Source organism: Leifsonia sp. NPDC080035, assembly GCF_040050925.1.
GTDB lineage: Bacteria > Actinomycetota > Actinomycetes > Actinomycetales > Microbacteriaceae > Leifsonia.
The window spans coordinates 582,131-600,348 of the sequence record NZ_CP157390.1 but is presented as its reverse complement, the minus strand read 5'-3'; the positions used below and the strand labels follow the sequence as shown (position 1 = coordinate 600,348).

Below are 18,218 nucleotides of genomic sequence, written 5' to 3'. Positions count from 1 at the left end.
CACTGTTCACCTGAACGGTGTTCACTATAGTGATGACGTGACGGGAAACGAAAGCGGCCGCAGGCACACCCGCGACGATGTCGCGCTGACGGCCCTGCGCATCCTCGACGATTACGGTCTCCCCGACTTGACGATGCGCCGGCTCGCCGCCGCGCTCGACGTGCAGCCGAGCGCGCTGTACTGGCACTTCCCCAACAAGCAGACGCTGCTCGCCGAGCTGGCCGACCGGATCGTCGCGCAGGCCGCCGTGCGCCGCGTCGCCGCACCCGCGGACAGCGCCGCTGCCGTTCCGGGCGACGGGATGTCCGGCGTGCGTGCCGAGGCCGCGGCGCTGCGGGATGCGCTGCTCGCCTACCGCGACGGCGCCGAGGTCGTTGCCAGTACGCTCGCGCTCGGCCTCGGCTCGACGCTCGCGCACGACCGGCTCGCCGCCGCCGTCGCCGCGGGCGGGTTCGACGACGCGACCTCGGGCCGCGCCGCCACCGCGCTCCTGCACTTCGTGCTCGGCCACGTCTCGCACGAGCAGCAGCGGATGCAGTACGACTCGATCGGTGTGCTCTCCGATGCGGGCGCTGCGCCGGCCGAGGACGACGACCCCGCGGCCGAGTTCGCGTTCGGTGTCGGCCTGTTCGTCGGTGGGCTGGAGCTCAGTCGCTCCCGAAGGTGACCTTCCAGCCGCCCACGGCGGTGGTCGCGAGGTTGAACAGGGCGGCGAAGATGGCGCCGAGCGCGGAGACGACGAACACCTCCAGCAGCGCGACGACGAGCGTGAATGTCATCACGTTCGGGAACGTCAGGCCGGAGACGAGCGATGTGCCCTGGTCGCCGGCGATGCTCTCCAGCAGGTCGCTGACGGTCTTGACGACGCCGAGGCGGTCGAGCGCCTCCCAGAACAGGAGCGCGAGGACGACGGTGATCACGGCGAGCACGAGGCTGACCAGGAACGACATCTTCAGCGCCGACCAGAAGTCGATGTAGACCAGGCGCATGGTCGCCCGCTTGGTCTGCTTCTTCTTCGCCGACATGGCGGCCTCCCCAGGATGGTGCTCGTGTCACGTCCGTCGTACGCCGGATCCCCTCGCGCAAGTGTACCGGCCGCGCGGCGGGTGTCCCGCACGCCCTGCCCCGCGAAACAAACCGATCGACCGGTTACCGTGTATGCTGGACGCGCGGGGGACGCCCGACCGACGTCGTGACGGGAGCCGGCCTTGCCGGTGCAGTCGATGGGGGGACGGCGGTCGGGCGTACTTCTCCGCGGGGATCGCGCTCACGCGCGACCTCACTCCGTGACGAGGTCCGCCAGACCGCGCAACGCGTCCAGGCGCTCGGCCCGGACGATCCCGGGCAAGAGCACGATCCAGAGCTCGCGCACGCGCCGCAGCAGATCGGCGCGGCCGGTGAGCGTCTCCGAGACCAGCTGCACGCCGGTGTACGCGGGCGACAGGAAGTGCCCGAGCATCGCCGGGTCGACGGTCGGAGCGACGTCGCCCTCCTCGATCCCGCGACGGAACAGTTCCTCGCCGGTGCGGAACCAGTCCTCGTACGGTTCGACGACGGGCTCGGCCGACGTGGACACGTCCGTGGTGAGCCGGATGCCCGCCTGCACGACGGGATCCTCCAGCAACTGGTGCGCGAGGCTGCGGCTGAGCAGCACCATCGTCTCCAGTGCGGGCCTGCCCTCCGCGACGATCTCGGCGGACGCGGCCATCGTGCGCTGGTGCTGCTCGTGGATGACGGCGCGGGCCAGCTCGTCCTTCGACGCGAAGTGGAAGTAGAGCGCGCCCTTGGTCATGCCCGCCGCCGAGGCGATGTCGGCGATGGACGCGAGCCCGTATCCGCGGTCGCGGAAGACCTCGGCGGCGCCACGGACGATGGCGTCACGGGTGACGAGAGCACGCGACTGCTTGACCATGACGCCTACACGTTAACCCGCCGTTGCTATGTGCGGGATGTGCGAGTTCCTCTCTCAGCGTAGGTTTGGCGGTATCCAGCATCCGAGCGAGGGGAGCACCCGCATGCCGACCGTTGCCGACACCATCGTGGAGATCATCAGGGACGCGGGGGTGAAACGCGTCTACGGAATCCCCGGTGACTCCCTCAACGGCTTCACCGACGCGCTCCGGCGCGCCGGGGACGTGACCTGGGAGCACGTGCGGCACGAGGAGGCGGCGGCGTTCGCCGCGGCGGCGGAGGCCGCGCTCACCGGTGAGCTGGCGGTCTGCGCCGGCAGCTGCGGGCCGGGCAACCTGCACCTCATCAACGGGCTGTTCGACGCCAACCGAAGCCGCGTGCCCGTGCTCGCGATCGCCGCGCAGATCCCCGGCGCCGAGATCGGCAGCACCTACTTCCAGGAGACGCACCCGCAGGATCTCTTCCGCGAGGCCTCCGTGTACAGCGAGATCGTCAGCATGCCGGAGCAGCTGCCGCGCATCCTGGAGATCGCGATGCGCACGGCGGTGGAGCGGCGCGGTGTGGCCGTCGTCGTGATCCCGGGCGAGATCTTCCTCGCCGACGCGGCCGGCCGCCGCAAGTCCGCGCCCATCACGTACTCGCCGCGGGTGACGCGGCCGAGCGACGCCGAGCTGGACGCGGCCGCCGCGGTCCTGAACGGCGCGAAGAAGGTCACGATCCTCGCCGGCGCCGGAGCGGAGGGCGCGCACGCGCAGCTGATCGACATCGCCGCGGCGCTGAAGGCCCCGGTCGTGCACGCGCTGCGCGGCAAGGAGTTCGTCGAGTACGACAATCCGTACGACGTGGGGATGACCGGCCTGCTCGGCTTCTCGTCCGGCTACCGGGCGATGGAGAGCTGTGACGCCCTGCTGATGCTCGGCACCGACTTCCCGTATCAGCAGTTCTATCCGTCCAAGGCGACGATCATCCAGGTGGACATCCGGGGCGAGAACCTCGGACGCAGGACGCCGGTCGACCTCGGACTCGTCGGCAGCGTGAAGGACACGATCGAGGCACTGCTGCCGCGGCTGACGAAGCGCTCGGACGCCAAGCACCTCGAGTCATCGCGCGCGCACTACGCCAAGGCGCGCAAGAGCCTGGACGACCTCGCGGTCAACGACAGGAATCGCACGCCCATCCACCCGCAGTACGTCGCGCGGCTGATCAGCGAACTGTCCGCGGAGGATGCGGTGTTCATCCCGGACGTCGGCTCGCCGGTCGTGTGGGCCGCCCGGTACCTGCGGATGAATGGATCGCGCCGGCTCATCGGCTCGTTCAACCACGGCACGATGGCGAACGCCCTGCCGCAGGCGATCGGCGCGCAGACGGCGTTCCCCGAGCGCCAGGTGGTCGCGCTCGCCGGGGACGGCGGCCTCGCGATGCTGATGGGGGAGCTGCTGACCCTGGTCCAGAACAGACTGCCGGTGAAGATCGTGGTGTTCAACAACTCGTCGCTGAACTTCGTCGAGGTGGAGATGAAGGCGGCGGGCTTCGTGACCTACGGCACGGGGCTCGAGAACCCGGACTTCGCCCGCGTGGCGCAGGCGGTCGGCATCCACGGGCAGCGGGTGGAGAAGCCGGACGAGCTGGAGAGCGCGCTGCGCACAGCGTTCGCCCACGACGGCCCGGCGCTCGTGGATGTGGTCACGGCGCGTCAGGAGCTGAGCATCCCGCCGGCGATCACCGCCAAGCAGGTCGGCGGCTTCACCCTCTACGCGCTGCGGACGATCATGTCGGGCCGCGGCGACGAGCTCATCGACCTCGCCGACACGAACGTCTTCCGCCGCCTCTTCGACTGACCCGCGCCCGTCCCGCAGGCAAGCTACCGACTACGCAGAAAGCCGGCCCGAAACGGCCGAGTACGCGGATTGTCTGCGTACTCGGCGGTTTCGGGGCGGGGTCAGTTGATGCAGACCGTGTCGGAGTAGTTCGTGGCGGGGCCGGTGGGAGTCGGGGCCGGCTTGGGGGCGGTGGAGCCTCCCGAGCCGCCGGAGCCGGAGCCGCCTGACCCGCCGCCGGAGCCGCCCGTCGAGCCGCCCGCGGTCGGCGCCGCGGGCATCTTTCCGTCGTCGCCGAGCACGAGCGTCACGCCGCTGACGGACGACGTCTCCTGCACGCCGGCGCCCGCGACGTAGGCGGCGACCGCCTTCGCCTGCGCCTCCTGGCCCTTCGGGTACTTGATGATCGTGGTCGTCTGGGTGTCCGCGTCGCCCGGCGTCCCGGTCTTGAAGCCCGCGGAGGCGAGCGTCTGCGTGGCCTGCGTCGCCGCGCCGTTCGCGCTGCCGCCGTTCAGTACGGTGACCGTGGTGTCGGCCGGCTTGGCGGCCTTCGCGTCGTCGTATGCGCTCGGGGTGCCCATCAGTCCCTGGATGAACGCGGGCATCGCGGCGGTGTCGACCTCCACGATCGAGAGGTCCTCGCCGTCCACCGTGATGGTCGGGGTGCCGCTGATCGGGATGGTCGCCGACTGGATCTTGCCGCCGGTGAGGCCCTGCAGCTGCGCGGCGAGCTGCAGGAAGTTGAGTCCGGGGTCGGTCTCCAGGGATCCGCTGACCGCATCCAGCACGTTCGTGAGCTTGCCGGGGTTCAGCAGGGTGCCCGCGGAGAGGAACTTGTGCGCCTCCACGGAGAGGAAGTACTGCTGGCGCACGACGCGGTCGAGATCGCCGCGCGGCAGGCCGTGGCGCTGGCGGACGAAGGAGAGCGCCTGCTTGGCGTCCAGCGTCGAGACGCCGGCCGGGAACTTCGCCCCCGAGTACGGGTCGTCGACCGCATTGTTGAGGCAGACCTGCACCGGCCCGAGCGCCTGGGCGATCGTGTAGAAGCCGAGGAGCGAGACCCGCACGTAGTGGTCGATCGTGAGCCCGGTCAGGTTCTGCACGGTCTGGATGAGCAGCTTGGCGCCGCTGGTCGGGTCGCTGCCTCCGCCGCCGAGGGAGAACGCGGAGTTGAGCTTGTTCATCCCGTGGCCGGGCACCTCCACCCACGAGTCGCGCGGCAGCGAGATGAGCGTCGCCGACTTCCCGTTCGCCGGGATGTGCAGCACCATCATCGTGTCGGTGTTGGTGCCGCCGCCGTCCTCGGTGGTGCTCAGCTGGTCCAGCTGAGCCTGGGTCGCGCCGTCCGGCCGGTGATCGTCGCCGACAAGCAGGATGTTCTGGTCCTGGCCGTCGACATCGTTCTTGGGCTTGTTCGCGTCGTCGATGACGTTGACGTGCGTCACGCCGCCGACGAAGCGGAAGTAGCTGTAGGCGGCGTAGCCGCCGAGGACCACGAGCAGCACGGCGAGGGCGCCCGCCGTCCACGCGATGATGCGCTTGGCCCGCGTGCGCTTGCGGGTGCGCTTGCCACGACCGCCGCGACCGCCGCGGTCGCCCGGTCCGCCGCCGCTGCCGTCATCGCCGGAGCCGCCGTCGTGCCCGCCGCCTCCGTAGCCGCCGTCCCCGTACCCGCCGGACCCGCCGTCGCCGCGTCCGCCGCCGAGCCCGAAGGGGTCGAAGCCGTCCGCGCTCGCCACACCACCGGCTCCCGCCGCACCGGCCGCTCCCGCGCCACCGGCCGCTCCCGCGCCGCCACGGCGACCGGACGGGACGCCGGAGGCCGGACGCGTCGCCCGCACCGGACGGCGCGGATCGGCGGACGGCGCGCTGTCGAAGACGCGGGTCGGCGGCTCCTCGCGGTCGCGGGAGCCGTCGGCGCCGGAGTCGCCGGCTGCGGGGATGTTCGGACGTCGCACAGCAGAACGCTAGAGGTCCGACGCTGCGAACCCCCTGGTTTCCCGCGGTGTTCCCGAGGAATCACCAGCTTTTCCGCGCCGGGCTCTCAGCGACGCCGCGGCCTGCCTGACGGTCAGCCTGCGAGAACCCTCACGCGCCGGCGGCCGCGTCGCGGGATCCTCCGGCCTCCTCGTCCATCGCGTCCGTCATCCGCTGCGCGATGGCGAGCAGCTCGTCCTGCTGCTCGGCCGTCAGGGCGTCGTACAGGATGCGGCGGATGGTCTTGGTGTGCCCGGGCAGCGCGCGAACCACCACGCGACGGCCATCGCCGGTGAGCGCGATCCAGGTGGCCCGCCTGTCCTCGGCGCAGTCCTGGCGCTCGACGAGGCCGCGCGCCTCCATCCTCGTCACCTGGTGCGAGATCCGGCTCTTCTCCCAGCCCGTCAGCTCGACCAGGTCGCGCACCCGCAGGCGGCGTCCCGGCGATCGGACCAGCGCCATCAGCACCTCGAGCTCCGAGATCGAGATGCCGTCATCGCGCTGCAGCTGCGCATCGAGCGTCCGGTCGAATCCCCTGCGCATCAGGTAGAACGCGTGGAAGAGCTCCTCCTCCTCGGCCGTCAGCTTGCGCGGATCGGGCCGTGTGCGCGCGGTGGGCATACGCCATCCTCGCACGGCGGGGCGCTCAGTGGGCCAGCTGCTCCAGGAAGACGACGAGCACGCCGAGCGCGACGAGCACGGCCAGCACGACGAGCTGCTTCCAGCCGGCGATGCCCGCGCGCGAGACGGCGATCCGAGCCACCACGGCGAGCGACGCGATGAGCGCGACGATCGCCACGACCATCGCCGTGCGCACCTGCACGACGCCGAACAGCGCGAGCAGCAGCATCACCGCGGGCACCACGAGCACGCCGAGCGCGCGGGATGCGACGGCCAGCATGTGCCGGAACTCGCGGGCGGAGGGCAGCGTGTTGTGCGCGATCATGTGCGAGACGAGGTCGGAGGCGAGGCCCGCCAGCAGCACACCGACGACCGAGATCAGCAGCGTCCAGAGCACGGTTCCGGGATCGAGGTGCTCGCCGTGGGCGTTCAGCGCCATCAGGATCGCCAGCGCGGTGAATGTGACGTAGATGCGCTCACGGAGCCGGTCGCCCGCCTCCCTGCGCTCCTCTTCCGTGGCGTCCGCTGGGAGTCGCGCGTCGTCAGACATGCGGCGAGCCTAGGGCATGCCCGGCGACGGGAATAGTCGGCGCCGGGCCGAGGTTCGCGGAAGGTGACGCATCAACTATTCAGGAGGTTTCCCCTATGACCAGGATCGCGATCATCATCGGCAGCACGCGCCCGGGCCGCAACGGTGAGTCCGTCGCCCGCTGGGTTCTCGAGCACGCGCAGCAGCGGGACGGCGTCGAGTACGAGCTCGTCGACCTCGCCGACTGGAACCTGCCCCACCTCGACGAGCCGATGCCCGCCGCGGCCGGCCAGTACGCGAACGACCACACCAAGGCGTGGGCGGCGAAGATCGCCGAGTTCGACGGGTATCTGTTCGTCACCCCGGAGTACAACCACAGCACCTCGGGCGCGCTCAAGAACGCGATCGATTTCGTCGGGGCCGAGTGGTACAACAAGGCGGCCGGCTTCGTAAGCTACGGCGTCTTCGGCGGCGCCCGCGCCGTCGAGCACCTGCGCCTCGTGCTCTCGCAGCTGCAGGTCGCGACCGTGAGCGCCTTCGTCGGTCTCAGCCTCGCGCACGACTTCGAGAACTGGCAGCTGAAGCCGGGCGCGGACAAGGTCGCCGGCCTCACCCCGCTCTTCGACCAGCTCGAGTCGTGGTCCGCCGCCCTCGCCACCGTGCGTCAGGGCGAGCAGGAGGAGGACGCGGCCGCCTGAGCCGCTCGCCGCAACCGCGTCGGGGCCGGTCCGACCCGGCGCGTCCGACCCGGCGCGCTCAGCTTTGGCAGACCGGGCAGAAGTAGCTGACCCGCTCCTCCAGCTCGGTCCTGCCGAGGCTCGACCGTTGGATGAGCGTTCCGCAGCGCCGGCAAGGCTGACCCTCGCGGCCGTACACCCAGGTGTTGCGGCCGCGGCGGGTGTCGCCGGTGGTGACCCGGACGGTCCTGTCACGGTTCGCCACCAGCATCCGGTGGGCGAGGTCGACGGTCGCAGGGACGTCGGCCTCTCCCACCGGGCGGGTGGGCAGCATCCCGCGGACGAAGCAGATCTCGTTGGCGAACACGTTCCCAACTCCGGCGAGGTTGCGCTGGTCGAGCAACGCGACCGCGACCGGCGCCTCCGGATGCGCGGACAGCCGGGCGACCGCCTCCGCGGCGTCCCAGTCCGGTCCGAGCAGGTCGGGGCCGAGATGCCCGACCGCCTCCTGCTCGCGGTCGCGCGGCAGCACCTCCAGCACGCCGAGCAGGAAGCCGACGACGTCGTTGTCCTCGGTCTTCAGCACGGCGCGAGCCTGGTGGCCGGGATGCCGCCAGCGGCCGCCGCGCGGGTACACCTCCCACGAGCCCTCCATCTTGAGGTGGCTGTGGATGGTGACGTCGCCGACCCGCATCAGCAGGTGCTTCCCGCGGCTCAGCACCTCCTCCACGCGCCGGCCGGAGAGGTCGACCGTCGCGTACGCGGGCACCCGGAAGTCGGTGGCCGTCAGCGTGCGTCCGGCGAGGGCCGCGCGCAGGCGCTTCGCAACCTGGTAGACGGTGTCGCCCTCAGGCACCGGCCGCTCCGTCGCTCCGTGTCACCCCGTCATCCTCGCAGCCGCAGCCCGCGCGGTGTCGGGAGGAAGCCGGCCTGACCGAGCGCGTCGCCGAGCGGCGTGCCGAGCACGAACGCGCCGTTCACGGTCTCCACGGCCAGCTTGTCCACGCGGCGCGCGGTCACCAGCCCGGCGAGGGCACGGGATGCGGCATCGAGCGCCGGGCGCGCCTCGGCGTCCTGCTGATCGGCGAAGCAGAGCAGGCTCTTGCCGCCGCGCTCGACGTACAGGACGAGGTCGCCGTCGACGAGCACGACGAGCGCCCCGGCCTTCCGACCCGGCCGGTGCCCGGTGCCGCCCTCCGTCCCTCCCTCGGCCTGCGGCACAGCGGGCCAGGGGAGCGCGGCGCCGTACGCGTTCGCCGGGTCGGTCGCCGCGAGCGCCACGGCCTCGTAGGGCCGCGGCTGGGTGTGGTCGCGGGCGAAGCCGCGCAGCCGGTCGACGGTCGGCCCGCTCGCGAACTGCGCGCCTCCCAGCGTCTCCACGAAGTAGCCGCGGCGCGCGCGCCCGGTCTCCTCGAAACCGCTCAGCACCTTGTAGGCGAGTGCGAACCCGCCCGGCGTGCCCTCGTTCATCACGGAGCCGCGTGTGACGACACCGTACCGGTCGAGCAGCGTCTCTGCCTGCCCGTGCGCGCGCACGGTCGAGTCCAGGTCGCGCTCGGGAAGCAGCGACCAGCGTCCCGCGACCGTCGGCGGCCCCATCCTGGTCACCATCGCGGAGCGCGTCGCGACCCGGCCGCGGTACATCCGGGAACGCGTCGGCTGGCGGGGCCGCTTGTGGGCGGCGGAGCCGCTGCCGGTCAGCGTGCGCAGCGGCGCGAGCGTGTCGTTGGTGACGAGGCCGGCCCAGACCAGGTCCCACAGCGCGGTCACCAGCACGTCGTCGTCGATGGTCTGGCCCACCTCGGCGCCGAGCGTGTCCGAGAGCTGCCGGAAGAAGTATCCGCCGCCCCTGGACAGCGCGGCGAGCACGCCGCGCTGCAGCTCGTCCGGCTCGTCGTCGGCGGGCGGGGCGAGGGTGAGCGGCGCCGCGTCGGCGAGGTGGAGGCTGATCCAGCCGTCGTTGCCCGGCAGGGTGCCGTCGCCGGCCCAGATCACCTCGCCGGTGGCGGTCAGCTCGTCGAGCATCGCCGGGCTGTAGTCGGAGACCCGGCTCGGCAACACCAGCGACTCCCACGCGGACGCCGGGATGCGCGCCCCGGCGAGCTGCTCGATGACGGAGGCGACCGCATCCACTCCGCGCAGGGTCGACCCGACGTGCTGCCAGTCCGGGAGGAAGCGCGCCAGCGTCGGCGTGTCCACCGGCTCCACCTCGTGCCGGAGCGCCGCGAGCGACATCCGGCGGAGCCTGCGCAGCACCTCGGCGTCGCTCCACTCGCTGCCGTGCGCGTGCGGACGGAACTCGCCCTCCACGACCCGGCCGTCGTGGCCGAGGCGGCGAAGCGCGTCGTGGATGATCGCCGGTCCGAGCCCGTAGCGGGCGGCGATGTCGCCGGTCTCGAAGGGGCCGTGGGTGCGGGCGTAGCGGCTGACGAGGTCGCCGAGCGGGTCGTCGACGGGCTCGATGAACGCGACGGGGACGCCGATCGGCAGCGGCACGCCGAGCGCGTCCCGGAGCCGGGAGGCGTCCTCGATGGCGGCGTAGCGCTCGTGACCGGCGATCGTCACGCGCAGGGCGCGCTTGGCGCCGACCAGAGAGGCGAGGTGCTCCTCCGCGGTGGCGACGGTGGCGGCGGGCGGGGCGGCCGCCGCGTCGGCCTCGAGCTCGGCATCCGCCGCGGAATCTTCGGTGGGCCGCGCGTCGGCTGCCTCGGCGTCGCCCTGCAGCCGGGCCGCGACCTCCTCCGCGCTCAGCGGCCCGAGCAGCCGGAGCAGGTCGGCGACGCCCTCGAGCCCGCGCACCCGGCGCTCGGGATCGAGGCGCTGCAGCTGCCGCTCCACCCGCTCGATGACCGCCGGGTCGAGCAGCTCCCTCAGCTCCGCACGACCGAGCAGCTCGGCCAGCAGACCGGCGTCCAGCGACAGGGCGGCGGCCCGGCGCTCGGCGAGCGGGCTGTCGCCCTCGTACATGAACGCGGCGACGTAGCCGAACAGCAGCGACCGCGCGAACGGCGACGCCGACTCCGTGCTGGTCTCGACAAGCCGGATGCGGCGCTGCGCGATCTCCTGGGTCACGGCGTCCAGCGCCGGCAGGTCGTAGACGTCCTGCAGGCACTCGCGCACCGTCTCCAGGATGATCGGGAAGCTCGGGTACTTGCGCGCGACGTCCAGCAGCTGCGATGCCTTCTGGCGCTGCTGCCAGAGCGGCGATCGCTTGCCGGGGTTGTACTTGGGGAGCAGCAGCGCGCGAGCCGCGCACTCCCGGAACCGGGAGGCGAACAGCGCCGATCCGCCGACCTCCAGCGTCACCAGCTCGTCGAGCTCGGCCGGCTCGAACACGAACAGCTCGCCGCCCGGGGGAGTGGATTCCGTGTCGGGAATGCGCACGATGATGCCGTCGTCGGCGGCCATCGCCCCAGCGTCGATCCCGTAACGCTCGCGCACCCGCGCCTGCACCGCCAGGGCCCACGGGGAGTGCACCTGCATGCCGTACGGGGAATGCAGCACGACGCGCCAGTCGCCCAGCTCGTCGCGGAAGCGTTCGACCACCAGCGTGCGGTCCGTCGGGACGTGTCCGGTCGCCTCCTTCTGCTCGGTCAGGAAGGCGAGCAGGTTGGTGGTCGCGTTGCCGTCCAGGCCCGCTTCGACACAACGCAGCTCGGCGTCCGCCGGGGACGCCGTGCTCAGCTCCCGCACGAACGCGCCCACCGCCGCGCCGAGCTCGGCTGGCCGGCCGATGCCGTCGCCCTTCCAGAACGGCAGGCGCCCCGGCTCGCCGAACGCGGGCGTGACGAGCACCCGGTCGTGGGTGATCTCCTGGATGCGCCAGCTCGTCGAGCCCAGCGCGAAGACGTCGCCGACCCGGGACTCGTAGACCATCTCCTCGTCGAGCTCGCCGACGCGGCTCGCCTTCTCGCCGACCATGTAGACGCCGAACAGCCCACGGTCCGGGATCGTGCCGCCACTGGTGACGGCGAGCCGCTGCGCCCCGGGCCGTCCGGTGAGGGTGCCCGCGTCCCTGTCCCAGACGATGCGCGGCCGCAGCTCGGCGAACTCGTCGGACGGGTAACGGCCGGCGAGCAGGTCGAGCGTCGCGTCGTAGGCGCTCCGCGGCAGCGTGGCGAACGGGGCGCTGCGGCGGACGGTGTCGAACCACTCGTCCGCGTCGATCGGTTCGAGGGCCGTGGCCGCCACCGTCTGCTGGGCGAGGATGTCCAGCGGGTTCGCCGGCACCCGCAGCGTCTCGATGAGCCCGCCGACCATCCGCTCGGTCGCGACCGCCGAGTGGATGAGGTCGGCGCGGTGCTTGGGGAAGACCACGCCGCGCGACACCTCGCCCACCTGGTGGCCGGCCCGGCCGACGCGCTGCAGCCCGCTCGCGACCGAGGGCGGGGCCTCCACCTGCACCACCAGATCCACAGCGCCCATGTCGATGCCGAGCTCGAGGCTGGAGGTGGCGACGACGCAGCGCAGCCGGCCCGTCTTCAGATCGTCCTCGATGAGGGCGCGCTGCTCCTTGCTCACGGAGCCGTGGTGGGCGCGCGCGAGCACCAGGGACTCCGCATCGTCGGCGACGGCCTGCGATCCTTGGGTCTGCCCGGAGCCGCCCATCAGCTCGGCCGGCGCGCGCCTGCCCGCCGCCGCATCCGGTCGGCCGGGGGCCTCCGCCTCGCCGCCGAGGACACGTTCCTCGTAGATCTCGTTGAGCCGGGCCGTCAGCCGCTCGGCCAGCCGCCGGGAGTTCGCGAACACGATGGACGACCGGTGCTCGAGCACCCGGTCCACGATCGCCTCCTCGACGTGCGGCCAGATCGATCCGGCCTGCGGCGCCGAGCCGTCGTCGTTGTCGCTCGCGAACGTGGAGGTGCCGAGCTCGCTCATGTCCTCCACCGGCACGACCACGCGCAGGTCGAACCGCTTGCCGGCGGGCGGGGCGACGACCTCCACCGGGGAGCGGCCGCCGAGGAAGCGCGCCACCTCCTCCGGCGGGCGGACGGTCGCGGACAGCCCGATGCGCTGTGCGGGCTTCTCGAGCAGCGCATCCAGGCGTTCGAGGGAGAGGGCGAGGTGGGCTCCGCGCTTGGTCGAGGCGACGGCGTGCACCTCGTCGACGATGACGGTCTCGACGGTGGCGAGCGTCTCGCGCGCCTGCGAGGTGAGCATCAGGAACAGCGACTCGGGGGTCGTGATGAGGATGTCGGGCGGGTTCGCCACGAGCGCCCTGCGGTCGGAGGACGGCGTGTCGCCGGAGCGGACGCCGACGCTCACGTGCGGCGGCTCGGCGCCGAGGCGCTTGGCCGTCTGCGTGACGCCGACGAGCGGTGCGCGGAGGTTCCGTTCGACGTCGACGCCGAGCGCCTTGAGCGGCGAGATGTAGAGGACGCGGGTGCCGGGCTTCGTGCGCTCCTCGGAGGACAGCCGGTCGATCGCCCAGAGGAAGGAGGCGAGCGTCTTGCCGGAGCCGGTCGGCGCGATGACGAGTGCGTGCCGGCCGCGCGAGATCGCATCCCACGCTCCCTCCTGCGCGGGTGTCGGCGCGGCGAACGCCCCGCGGAACCAGTCGCGGGTCGCGGGGGAGAACCGGTCGAGCACGTCGCTCATCCCTCTATCCTCCACCCGCCCACCGACAGCGCGATGGGCGGGAGCCGTCGTCGACGTTGTGCTCGGATCGTTTTGTCACGAATGGGCGCGATTCGTCACGAACGGCGCGCATTCGTGACGAATCGCCGGTGGAAGGGCGCGGACGGCGAGGGTGAACCCCGACGGCGGCGGTCAGCGGGGGAGGTGCGTGCGGATGAACGAGGAGATGTCGCCGAGCTCCAGCGGCGAGATCCCGTGGCCGAGGCCCTCGTAGATGCGGGCGTCGAGCGCGCTGTGCTCCGGGAGCCACTGCGACGTGCGGTCGACGGAGACGGCCGGGATCGTGTCGTCGCCGGTGCCGCGGCCCCAGAACACCGGGACGCGGCGCTCGGCGAGGGTCGCGTCCCCTTCGTGACGGCCCTGAACGACGAAGCCGGAGAGGTTCACCGCGTACGCGAAGCGTTCGGGCGCGAGGCGCAGCAGCTGCAGCGCGAGCGCGCCGCCCTGCGAGAAGCCGAGCAGTCCCGTCGGCGCAGGCGGCTGGTCGTCCAGCCAGTCGAGGACGGCGCGGGCGGCGGCGTCGGCGTTGCCGGCGAGCGGATCGCCCGGCACGTTGATGAACCGGGAGAACCAGGCGAAGCCCGGGCCTTCCGGGATGGGCGCGCGGAGGGACGCGATCACCGGCTCCAGCGGGAGGTACGCCGCGATCCCGAACAGGTCCGCCTCGTCGGACGCGTAGCCGTGCAGCAGCACCAGCCGCGGCCGGTCGGCCCGGTCGCGTTCACCGGCGGACCAGAGCACGGCATCACGGTCGATATGGAGGTCGGGGGTGGGGAACGGCACCCTCCATTGTGCGCTCACGTGGATGCTCCTCCACAGCCCCCGAGCGAGTGGCCCTCATGCACAGATCGACCTGGCCCCCGTGTCGCGGGCGGTGGTGCTTCCGTAGGATCGACCCATGAGCGTGCGCACTCCGGACCCGGACCCCACCCCCGACCTGCCCGGCGACGGCGTCCAGCCGGGCCCGGCCTGGCTGAGCGACATCGAGCTGGAGCAGGTGCGCAGGCGCCTGCCCCTGCTCTATGTGGAGGCGGTCCCGGTGCGGGTGGACGGCCTCGGTCAGGTCTCCGAGGTCGGCGTCCTGCTGCGCGCGAACGCCGTCGGCGAGATCACCCGCACGCTGGTCTCCGGGCGCGTGATGTACGGCGAGACGCTCCGGGAGGCCCTGTTCCGTCACCTGGAGAAGGACCTCGGCCCGATGGCGTTCCCGCTCCTGCCGGCGAGCCCCGTCCCCTTCCAGGTCGCCGAGTACTTCCCGATGCCCGGGGTTTCGCCGTTCACCGACGAGCGTCAGCACGCCGTCTCGCTGGCCTACGTCGTCCCCGTCACCGGCACGTGCGAGCCCCGGCAGGATGCTCTCGAGATCACTTGGATGACGCCGGAGGAGGCGGTCTCCCCGACCGTCTGCGAGGAGCTCGAGGGCGGCCGCGGCGCCCTCGTCAAGGCCGCCATGGCCTCCGTCGGCCGGGTCTCCTGAGCGCGGCGCCCCCGCGCCGCCCCGTCACCCCCTCCACCCACCCGCCCCGCGCGCTCGCGGTCCCCCGAGGGGCACCTCGTTGTCACTTTTCGCGCCCGAAAGCGACAAACGTGCCCCTCACGACGTCCCTCTTGCGCTCAAAAGCTAATAGTATTAGCTTTATGGCTATGAACACTTCCATCGCCGAGCAGGTCCACTACCTGCAGCGCCCAGAGGGACGCATCAGCTACACCGTCGAGGGCTCCGGTCCGCTCGTCGTCGCCGTCCCCGGGATGGGCGATCTCCGTTCCAGCTACCGGGAGCTCGTCCGCCCCCTCCTCGACGCCGGCTACCGCGTGGCCGTCACCGACCTGCGGGCGCACGGCCAGTCGGACACGACCTTCACCGAGTTCGGCGACATCGCCACCGGCGGCGACCTCCTCGCGCTGATCGACGAGCTCGGCGGTCCCGCCGTGGTGCTCGGCAACTCGATGGGTGCAGCCGCTGCGGCCTGGGCGGCCGCCGAACGACCCGACGCCATCGCCGGTCTCGCCCTCTACGGCCCGCTGCTGCGCGACCCCGCGATGGGTCGTGCGACCGTCGCCGCCCTCCACGGGATGTACCGCGTGCTCTTCGCCCGCCCCTGGGGAGCGCGGGCCTGGGCCGCCTACTACCGTTCCACGCTGAACAAGGGACGCACGGCTCCGTGGCTCGGCGAGCACGTCGCTGCGCTCCGCGCGAGCCTGTCCGAACCCGGCCGGCTGCGCTCGTTCCGGCGCCTCACGCTGCAGCTGACGCACTCGGTCGTCGAGCCGCGCCTGCCGGAGGTGTCCGCCCCGATGCTCGCCTTCGTCGGCGAGCTAGACCCGGACTACAAGGACCCTGCCGCCGAGGCGGCGTGGATCGAGTCGCTCGGTGCCGAGGTCGTCCGCGTGCCGGAGGCTGCGCACTACCCGCACGCCCAGCGCCCCGACGTGGTGCTGCCGGCGACGCTCGACTTCCTCCGGCGCCGGCGCGAGGACGGCTGGGGCGCGCGTGCCTAGGGTCGGTCTCACCCGCGCCGCCGTCACCTCCGTCGCCCTCGACCTGGTGGACGAGGGGGGCGCGGGCGGGTTCGACCGGCTGACCCTCGCCGCCGTCGCCGCCCGCGCGGGCGTCGCGGTGCCCAGCCTCTACAAGCACGTCGCCTCGCTCGACGACCTGCGCCGTCTCGTCGCGACCGCATCCGTCGAGGAGCTGACCCGGGTGCTGGCGGCGGCGACGATCGGACGCTCCGGCCCCGACGCGCTGCACTCAGCGGCGGACGCGATGCGCGACTACGCCGGGCGGCATCCCGGGCGGTACGCGTCGACGCAGGTGGCGCCGGACCTGTCCGACGATGCGGACGCCGACCTCGCGTCGGCCGCGGCGCGCACCATAGCGGTGCTCGCCGCGGCGCTGCGCGGATTCGGGCTGCCGGAGGACTCGATGATCGACGCGATCAGGATGCTGCGCAGCGCCGTCCACGGCTTCGTCATCCTCGAGCTGACGGGAGGGTTCGGCCTCCCGGAGGACCTGGACCGCAGCTACCGGCTGCTCATCGACGGGATCGTGGTGGGCGTGGCCGCGCTCGCCGAGGCCGGCTGACGCCGACGACGGCTGCTGCGACGATCAGCCGCGGGCGCGCCGGGTGCCCCGGCCGCGGGTGGTGCCCGCGTTGACGAGGTCGCCGACGCGCATGCCGCCGGAGCGCTGACCACCCTCGCCGGAGCCGCCGTTCCTGCGACGGTTCCCGGTGGGCGCAGCCGCGTCGCCTCCGCGGGCGCCGTGCCCGCCGGAGCCCGACTGACCGCCCCTGCCGGCGTGCGAGGAGCCCTGGGCGCCACCGTGACCGCCGGCCTGGGCGTTGCCGCCCTGGCCGCCGCGGCCGCGACGTCGCCTGCCGCCGCCGGCGCCCGCGTCGGACCGGCCGCCGCGCTCGGCGGCTCCGTTCCCGCGCTCGGCCTCGCCGCCACGGCGTCCCTCGGCCTCGGCTCCGCGGCCGCGACCGGCAGCGGAGCCGCCCTCGCCGCCGCGACCTCCGGCGTTGCCGCCTCGCCCGCGTCCGCCGCCGCCGTTGCCGCCTCGCCCGCGTCCGCCGCCGCCGTTGCCACCGCGACCGCGTCCACCGCCGCCGTTGCCGCCCCGGCCGCCGCCACCGCCGCCCGCGGGCGCCGAGACGGGTGCCGGCGCAACGTGCGGCGCCGGGTCGCCGACCAGATCGACGACCGCCGTCGAGGCCGCCGTGACCTTCTGCGGCTTCGCTGCGATCGCGGCGGCGCGCAGCAGCGCCTTCACGTCGCCGTGCTGCTCGGGGAGCATGACGGTCGCGACGTCACCGGCGCTGCCGGCGCGCGCGGTGCGGCCGGAGCGGTGCAGGTACGCCTTGTGCTCCGCGGGCGGATCCACGTGCACGACCAGCTCGACGTCGTCGACGTGCACGCCGCGCGCGGCGACATCCGTCGCGACGAGCACGCGGACCGAGCCGTCGCCGAACGCCGCGAGGTTGCGGTCGCGCGCGCCCTGGCTGAGGTTGCCGTGCAGGTCCACGGCCGGGATGCCCGCGGAGGTCAGCTGCTTGGCGAGCCGCTTCGCCTGGTGCTTGGTGCGGGTGAACAGGATGCGGCGGCCGCGGCCCGAGGCGAGCGCCTGCACGAGGTGCTTCTTCTCGTCCTGGTCGGCCACCTCGAACACGTGGTGCGTCATCGCCTCGACGTGGCTGGTCGCCTCGTCCACCGAGTGCAGCACCTCGTTCGTGAGGAAGCGCTTGACGAGCTTGTCCACGCCGTTGTCGAGCGTCGCCGAGAACAGCAGGCGCTGGCCGTCCGCCGGCGTCTTGTCCAGGATGCGCGTCACGGTGGGCAGGAATCCGAGGTCGGCCATGTGGTCGGCCTCATCGAGCACCGTCAGCTCGACCTGGTCGAGCGAGACGAAGCCCTGCTTCATCAGGTCGTCGAGGCGGCCGGGGCAGGCGACCACGATGTCCACGCCGCCCTGCAGCGCCGTCACCTGACGGCTCTGCGAGACGCCGCCGAAGATGGTCGTCGTGCGCAGGCCAAGCGCCTCCGCCAGCGGCTTGAGGGTCGCGTCGATCTGGGTGGCGAGCTCGCGGGTCGGGGCGAGCACCAGGCCGCGGGGCCGGCGGGCGACCCGGCGCGGACGCGAGCCGTCGGCGCGCGGCGCACCGAGCCGAGCGGCGAGCGGCAGGGCGAACGCGATGGTCTTGCCGGAGCCGGTCTTGCCGCGGCCGAGCACGTCGCGTCCGGCGAGCGTGTCGGGCAGGGTGTCGGCCTGGATGGGGAACGGCTCGGTCTTGCCGTCGGCCGCGAGGACGTCGAGAAGGGGTGCGGGCACGCCGAGGTCGGCGAAGGTAGGGAGAGTCACAGGGTGCCTTTCGGGCATCGAAGATGGGCGCGGCGGCGCGATGCGCAGCCGTTCGCCGGAGAGATGAGGTGCGCGGCGGGGCCCCGCCCGGCGCTCGCGCTGGTCAGCAGTGCTGAAGCACCCATCCTATCGGGTCTGGCTGGGAGCCTCTTCGCGGCCGGAGGTCGTAGACTGTCGGCCCGGAATCGGAA

Annotated in this window: 15 protein-coding genes; 6 read left to right on the top strand and 9 right to left on the bottom strand. The window is 72.7% G+C overall.

The features are described 5' to 3' along the window. The first annotated feature begins 37 nt into the window (after positions 1 to 37). The gene (locus AAME72_RS02925) at positions 38 to 667 is read left to right on the top strand and encodes a TetR family transcriptional regulator (protein WP_348788740.1); all 630 of its coding nucleotides are present in this window, start codon (positions 38 to 40) and stop codon (positions 665 to 667) included. Here the strand turns inward: AAME72_RS02925 and AAME72_RS02920 are convergent. Both AAME72_RS02920 and AAME72_RS02915 read right to left on the bottom strand, forming a co-directional pair. Further along, positions 648 to 1,025 (bottom strand): DUF3566 domain-containing protein, encoded by a 378-nt coding sequence (locus tag AAME72_RS02920; RefSeq protein ID WP_348788739.1) that lies wholly within the window; start codon positions 1,023 to 1,025, stop codon positions 648 to 650. The two genes, AAME72_RS02925 and AAME72_RS02920, sit on opposite strands and share 20 nt — an antisense overlap. Positions 1,026 to 1,279: 254 nt before the next feature. Further along, entirely contained in the window at positions 1,280 to 1,912 is a 633-nt protein-coding gene (locus AAME72_RS02915; protein ID WP_348788738.1) for a ScbR family autoregulator-binding transcription factor, read from the bottom strand. A 103-nt stretch (positions 1,913 to 2,015) separates the two neighbouring features. On the opposite strand from AAME72_RS02915, the gene poxB reads away from it, so the two are divergent. Next, positions 2,016 to 3,749 (top strand): ubiquinone-dependent pyruvate dehydrogenase, encoded by a 1,734-nt coding sequence (poxB, locus tag AAME72_RS02910; protein ID WP_348788737.1) that lies wholly within the window; start codon positions 2,016 to 2,018, stop codon positions 3,747 to 3,749. Between the two features lie 101 nt (positions 3,750 to 3,850). Here the strand turns inward: poxB and AAME72_RS02905 are convergent, their stop codons facing one another. The 3 genes from AAME72_RS02905 to AAME72_RS02895 form a co-directional block, all read right to left on the bottom strand. After that, complete coding sequence (locus tag AAME72_RS02905) at positions 3,851 to 5,686, bottom strand: LCP family protein (protein ID WP_348788736.1); 1,836 nt, start codon at positions 5,684 to 5,686, stop codon at positions 3,851 to 3,853. A gap of 130 nt (positions 5,687 to 5,816) precedes the next feature. Further along, complete coding sequence (locus AAME72_RS02900) at positions 5,817 to 6,326, bottom strand: MarR family transcriptional regulator (RefSeq protein WP_348788735.1); 510 nt, start codon at positions 6,324 to 6,326, stop codon at positions 5,817 to 5,819. A gap of 25 nt (positions 6,327 to 6,351) precedes the next feature. Further along, positions 6,352 to 6,876 (bottom strand): hypothetical protein, encoded by a 525-nt coding sequence (locus AAME72_RS02895; RefSeq protein WP_348788734.1) that lies wholly within the window; start codon positions 6,874 to 6,876, stop codon positions 6,352 to 6,354. Between the two features lie 95 nt (positions 6,877 to 6,971). On the opposite strand from AAME72_RS02895, the gene AAME72_RS02890 reads away from it, so the two are divergent. After that, positions 6,972 to 7,553, top strand: a complete 582-nt coding sequence (locus AAME72_RS02890; protein WP_348788733.1) for an NAD(P)H-dependent oxidoreductase — start codon at positions 6,972 to 6,974, stop codon at positions 7,551 to 7,553. A gap of 58 nt (positions 7,554 to 7,611) precedes the next feature. Here AAME72_RS02890 and AAME72_RS02885 read toward each other — a convergent pair whose 3' ends face one another. From AAME72_RS02885 to AAME72_RS02875, 3 genes are all read right to left on the bottom strand, one after another. Next, positions 7,612 to 8,388, bottom strand: a complete 777-nt coding sequence (locus tag AAME72_RS02885; RefSeq protein WP_348788732.1) for a DNA-formamidopyrimidine glycosylase family protein — start codon at positions 8,386 to 8,388, stop codon at positions 7,612 to 7,614. Positions 8,389 to 8,417: 29 nt separating this feature from the next. Continuing rightward, entirely contained in the window at positions 8,418 to 13,130 is a 4,713-nt protein-coding gene (locus AAME72_RS02880; RefSeq protein WP_348788731.1) for an ATP-dependent helicase, read from the bottom strand. Positions 13,131 to 13,301: 171 nt separating this feature from the next. Then, positions 13,302 to 13,952 (bottom strand): alpha/beta hydrolase-fold protein, encoded by a 651-nt coding sequence (locus tag AAME72_RS02875; protein ID WP_348790198.1) that lies wholly within the window; start codon positions 13,950 to 13,952, stop codon positions 13,302 to 13,304. A 115-nt stretch (positions 13,953 to 14,067) separates the two neighbouring features. On the opposite strand from AAME72_RS02875, the gene AAME72_RS02870 reads away from it, so the two are divergent. From AAME72_RS02870 to AAME72_RS02860, 3 genes are all read left to right on the top strand, one after another. Further along, positions 14,068 to 14,646, top strand: coding sequence for an NUDIX hydrolase family protein (locus tag AAME72_RS02870; protein ID WP_348788730.1), 579 nt, complete (start codon positions 14,068 to 14,070; stop codon positions 14,644 to 14,646). A gap of 161 nt (positions 14,647 to 14,807) precedes the next feature. Continuing rightward, a complete protein-coding gene (locus tag AAME72_RS02865; RefSeq protein WP_348788729.1) occupies positions 14,808 to 15,668 on the top strand; it encodes an alpha/beta hydrolase in 861 nt (286 codons plus the stop codon). Then, positions 15,661 to 16,251, top strand: a complete 591-nt coding sequence (locus AAME72_RS02860; protein WP_348788728.1) for a TetR-like C-terminal domain-containing protein — start codon at positions 15,661 to 15,663, stop codon at positions 16,249 to 16,251. The genes AAME72_RS02865 and AAME72_RS02860 overlap by 8 nt, the downstream gene beginning before the upstream one ends. A 24-nt stretch (positions 16,252 to 16,275) precedes the next feature. On the opposite strand, the gene AAME72_RS02855 is transcribed toward AAME72_RS02860, so the two are convergent. Then, on the bottom strand, positions 16,276 to 18,027 hold the full coding sequence (locus AAME72_RS02855) for a DEAD/DEAH box helicase (RefSeq protein WP_348788727.1): 1,752 nt from the start codon (positions 18,025 to 18,027) through the stop codon (positions 16,276 to 16,278). Positions 18,028 to 18,218: the final 191 nt, after the last annotated feature.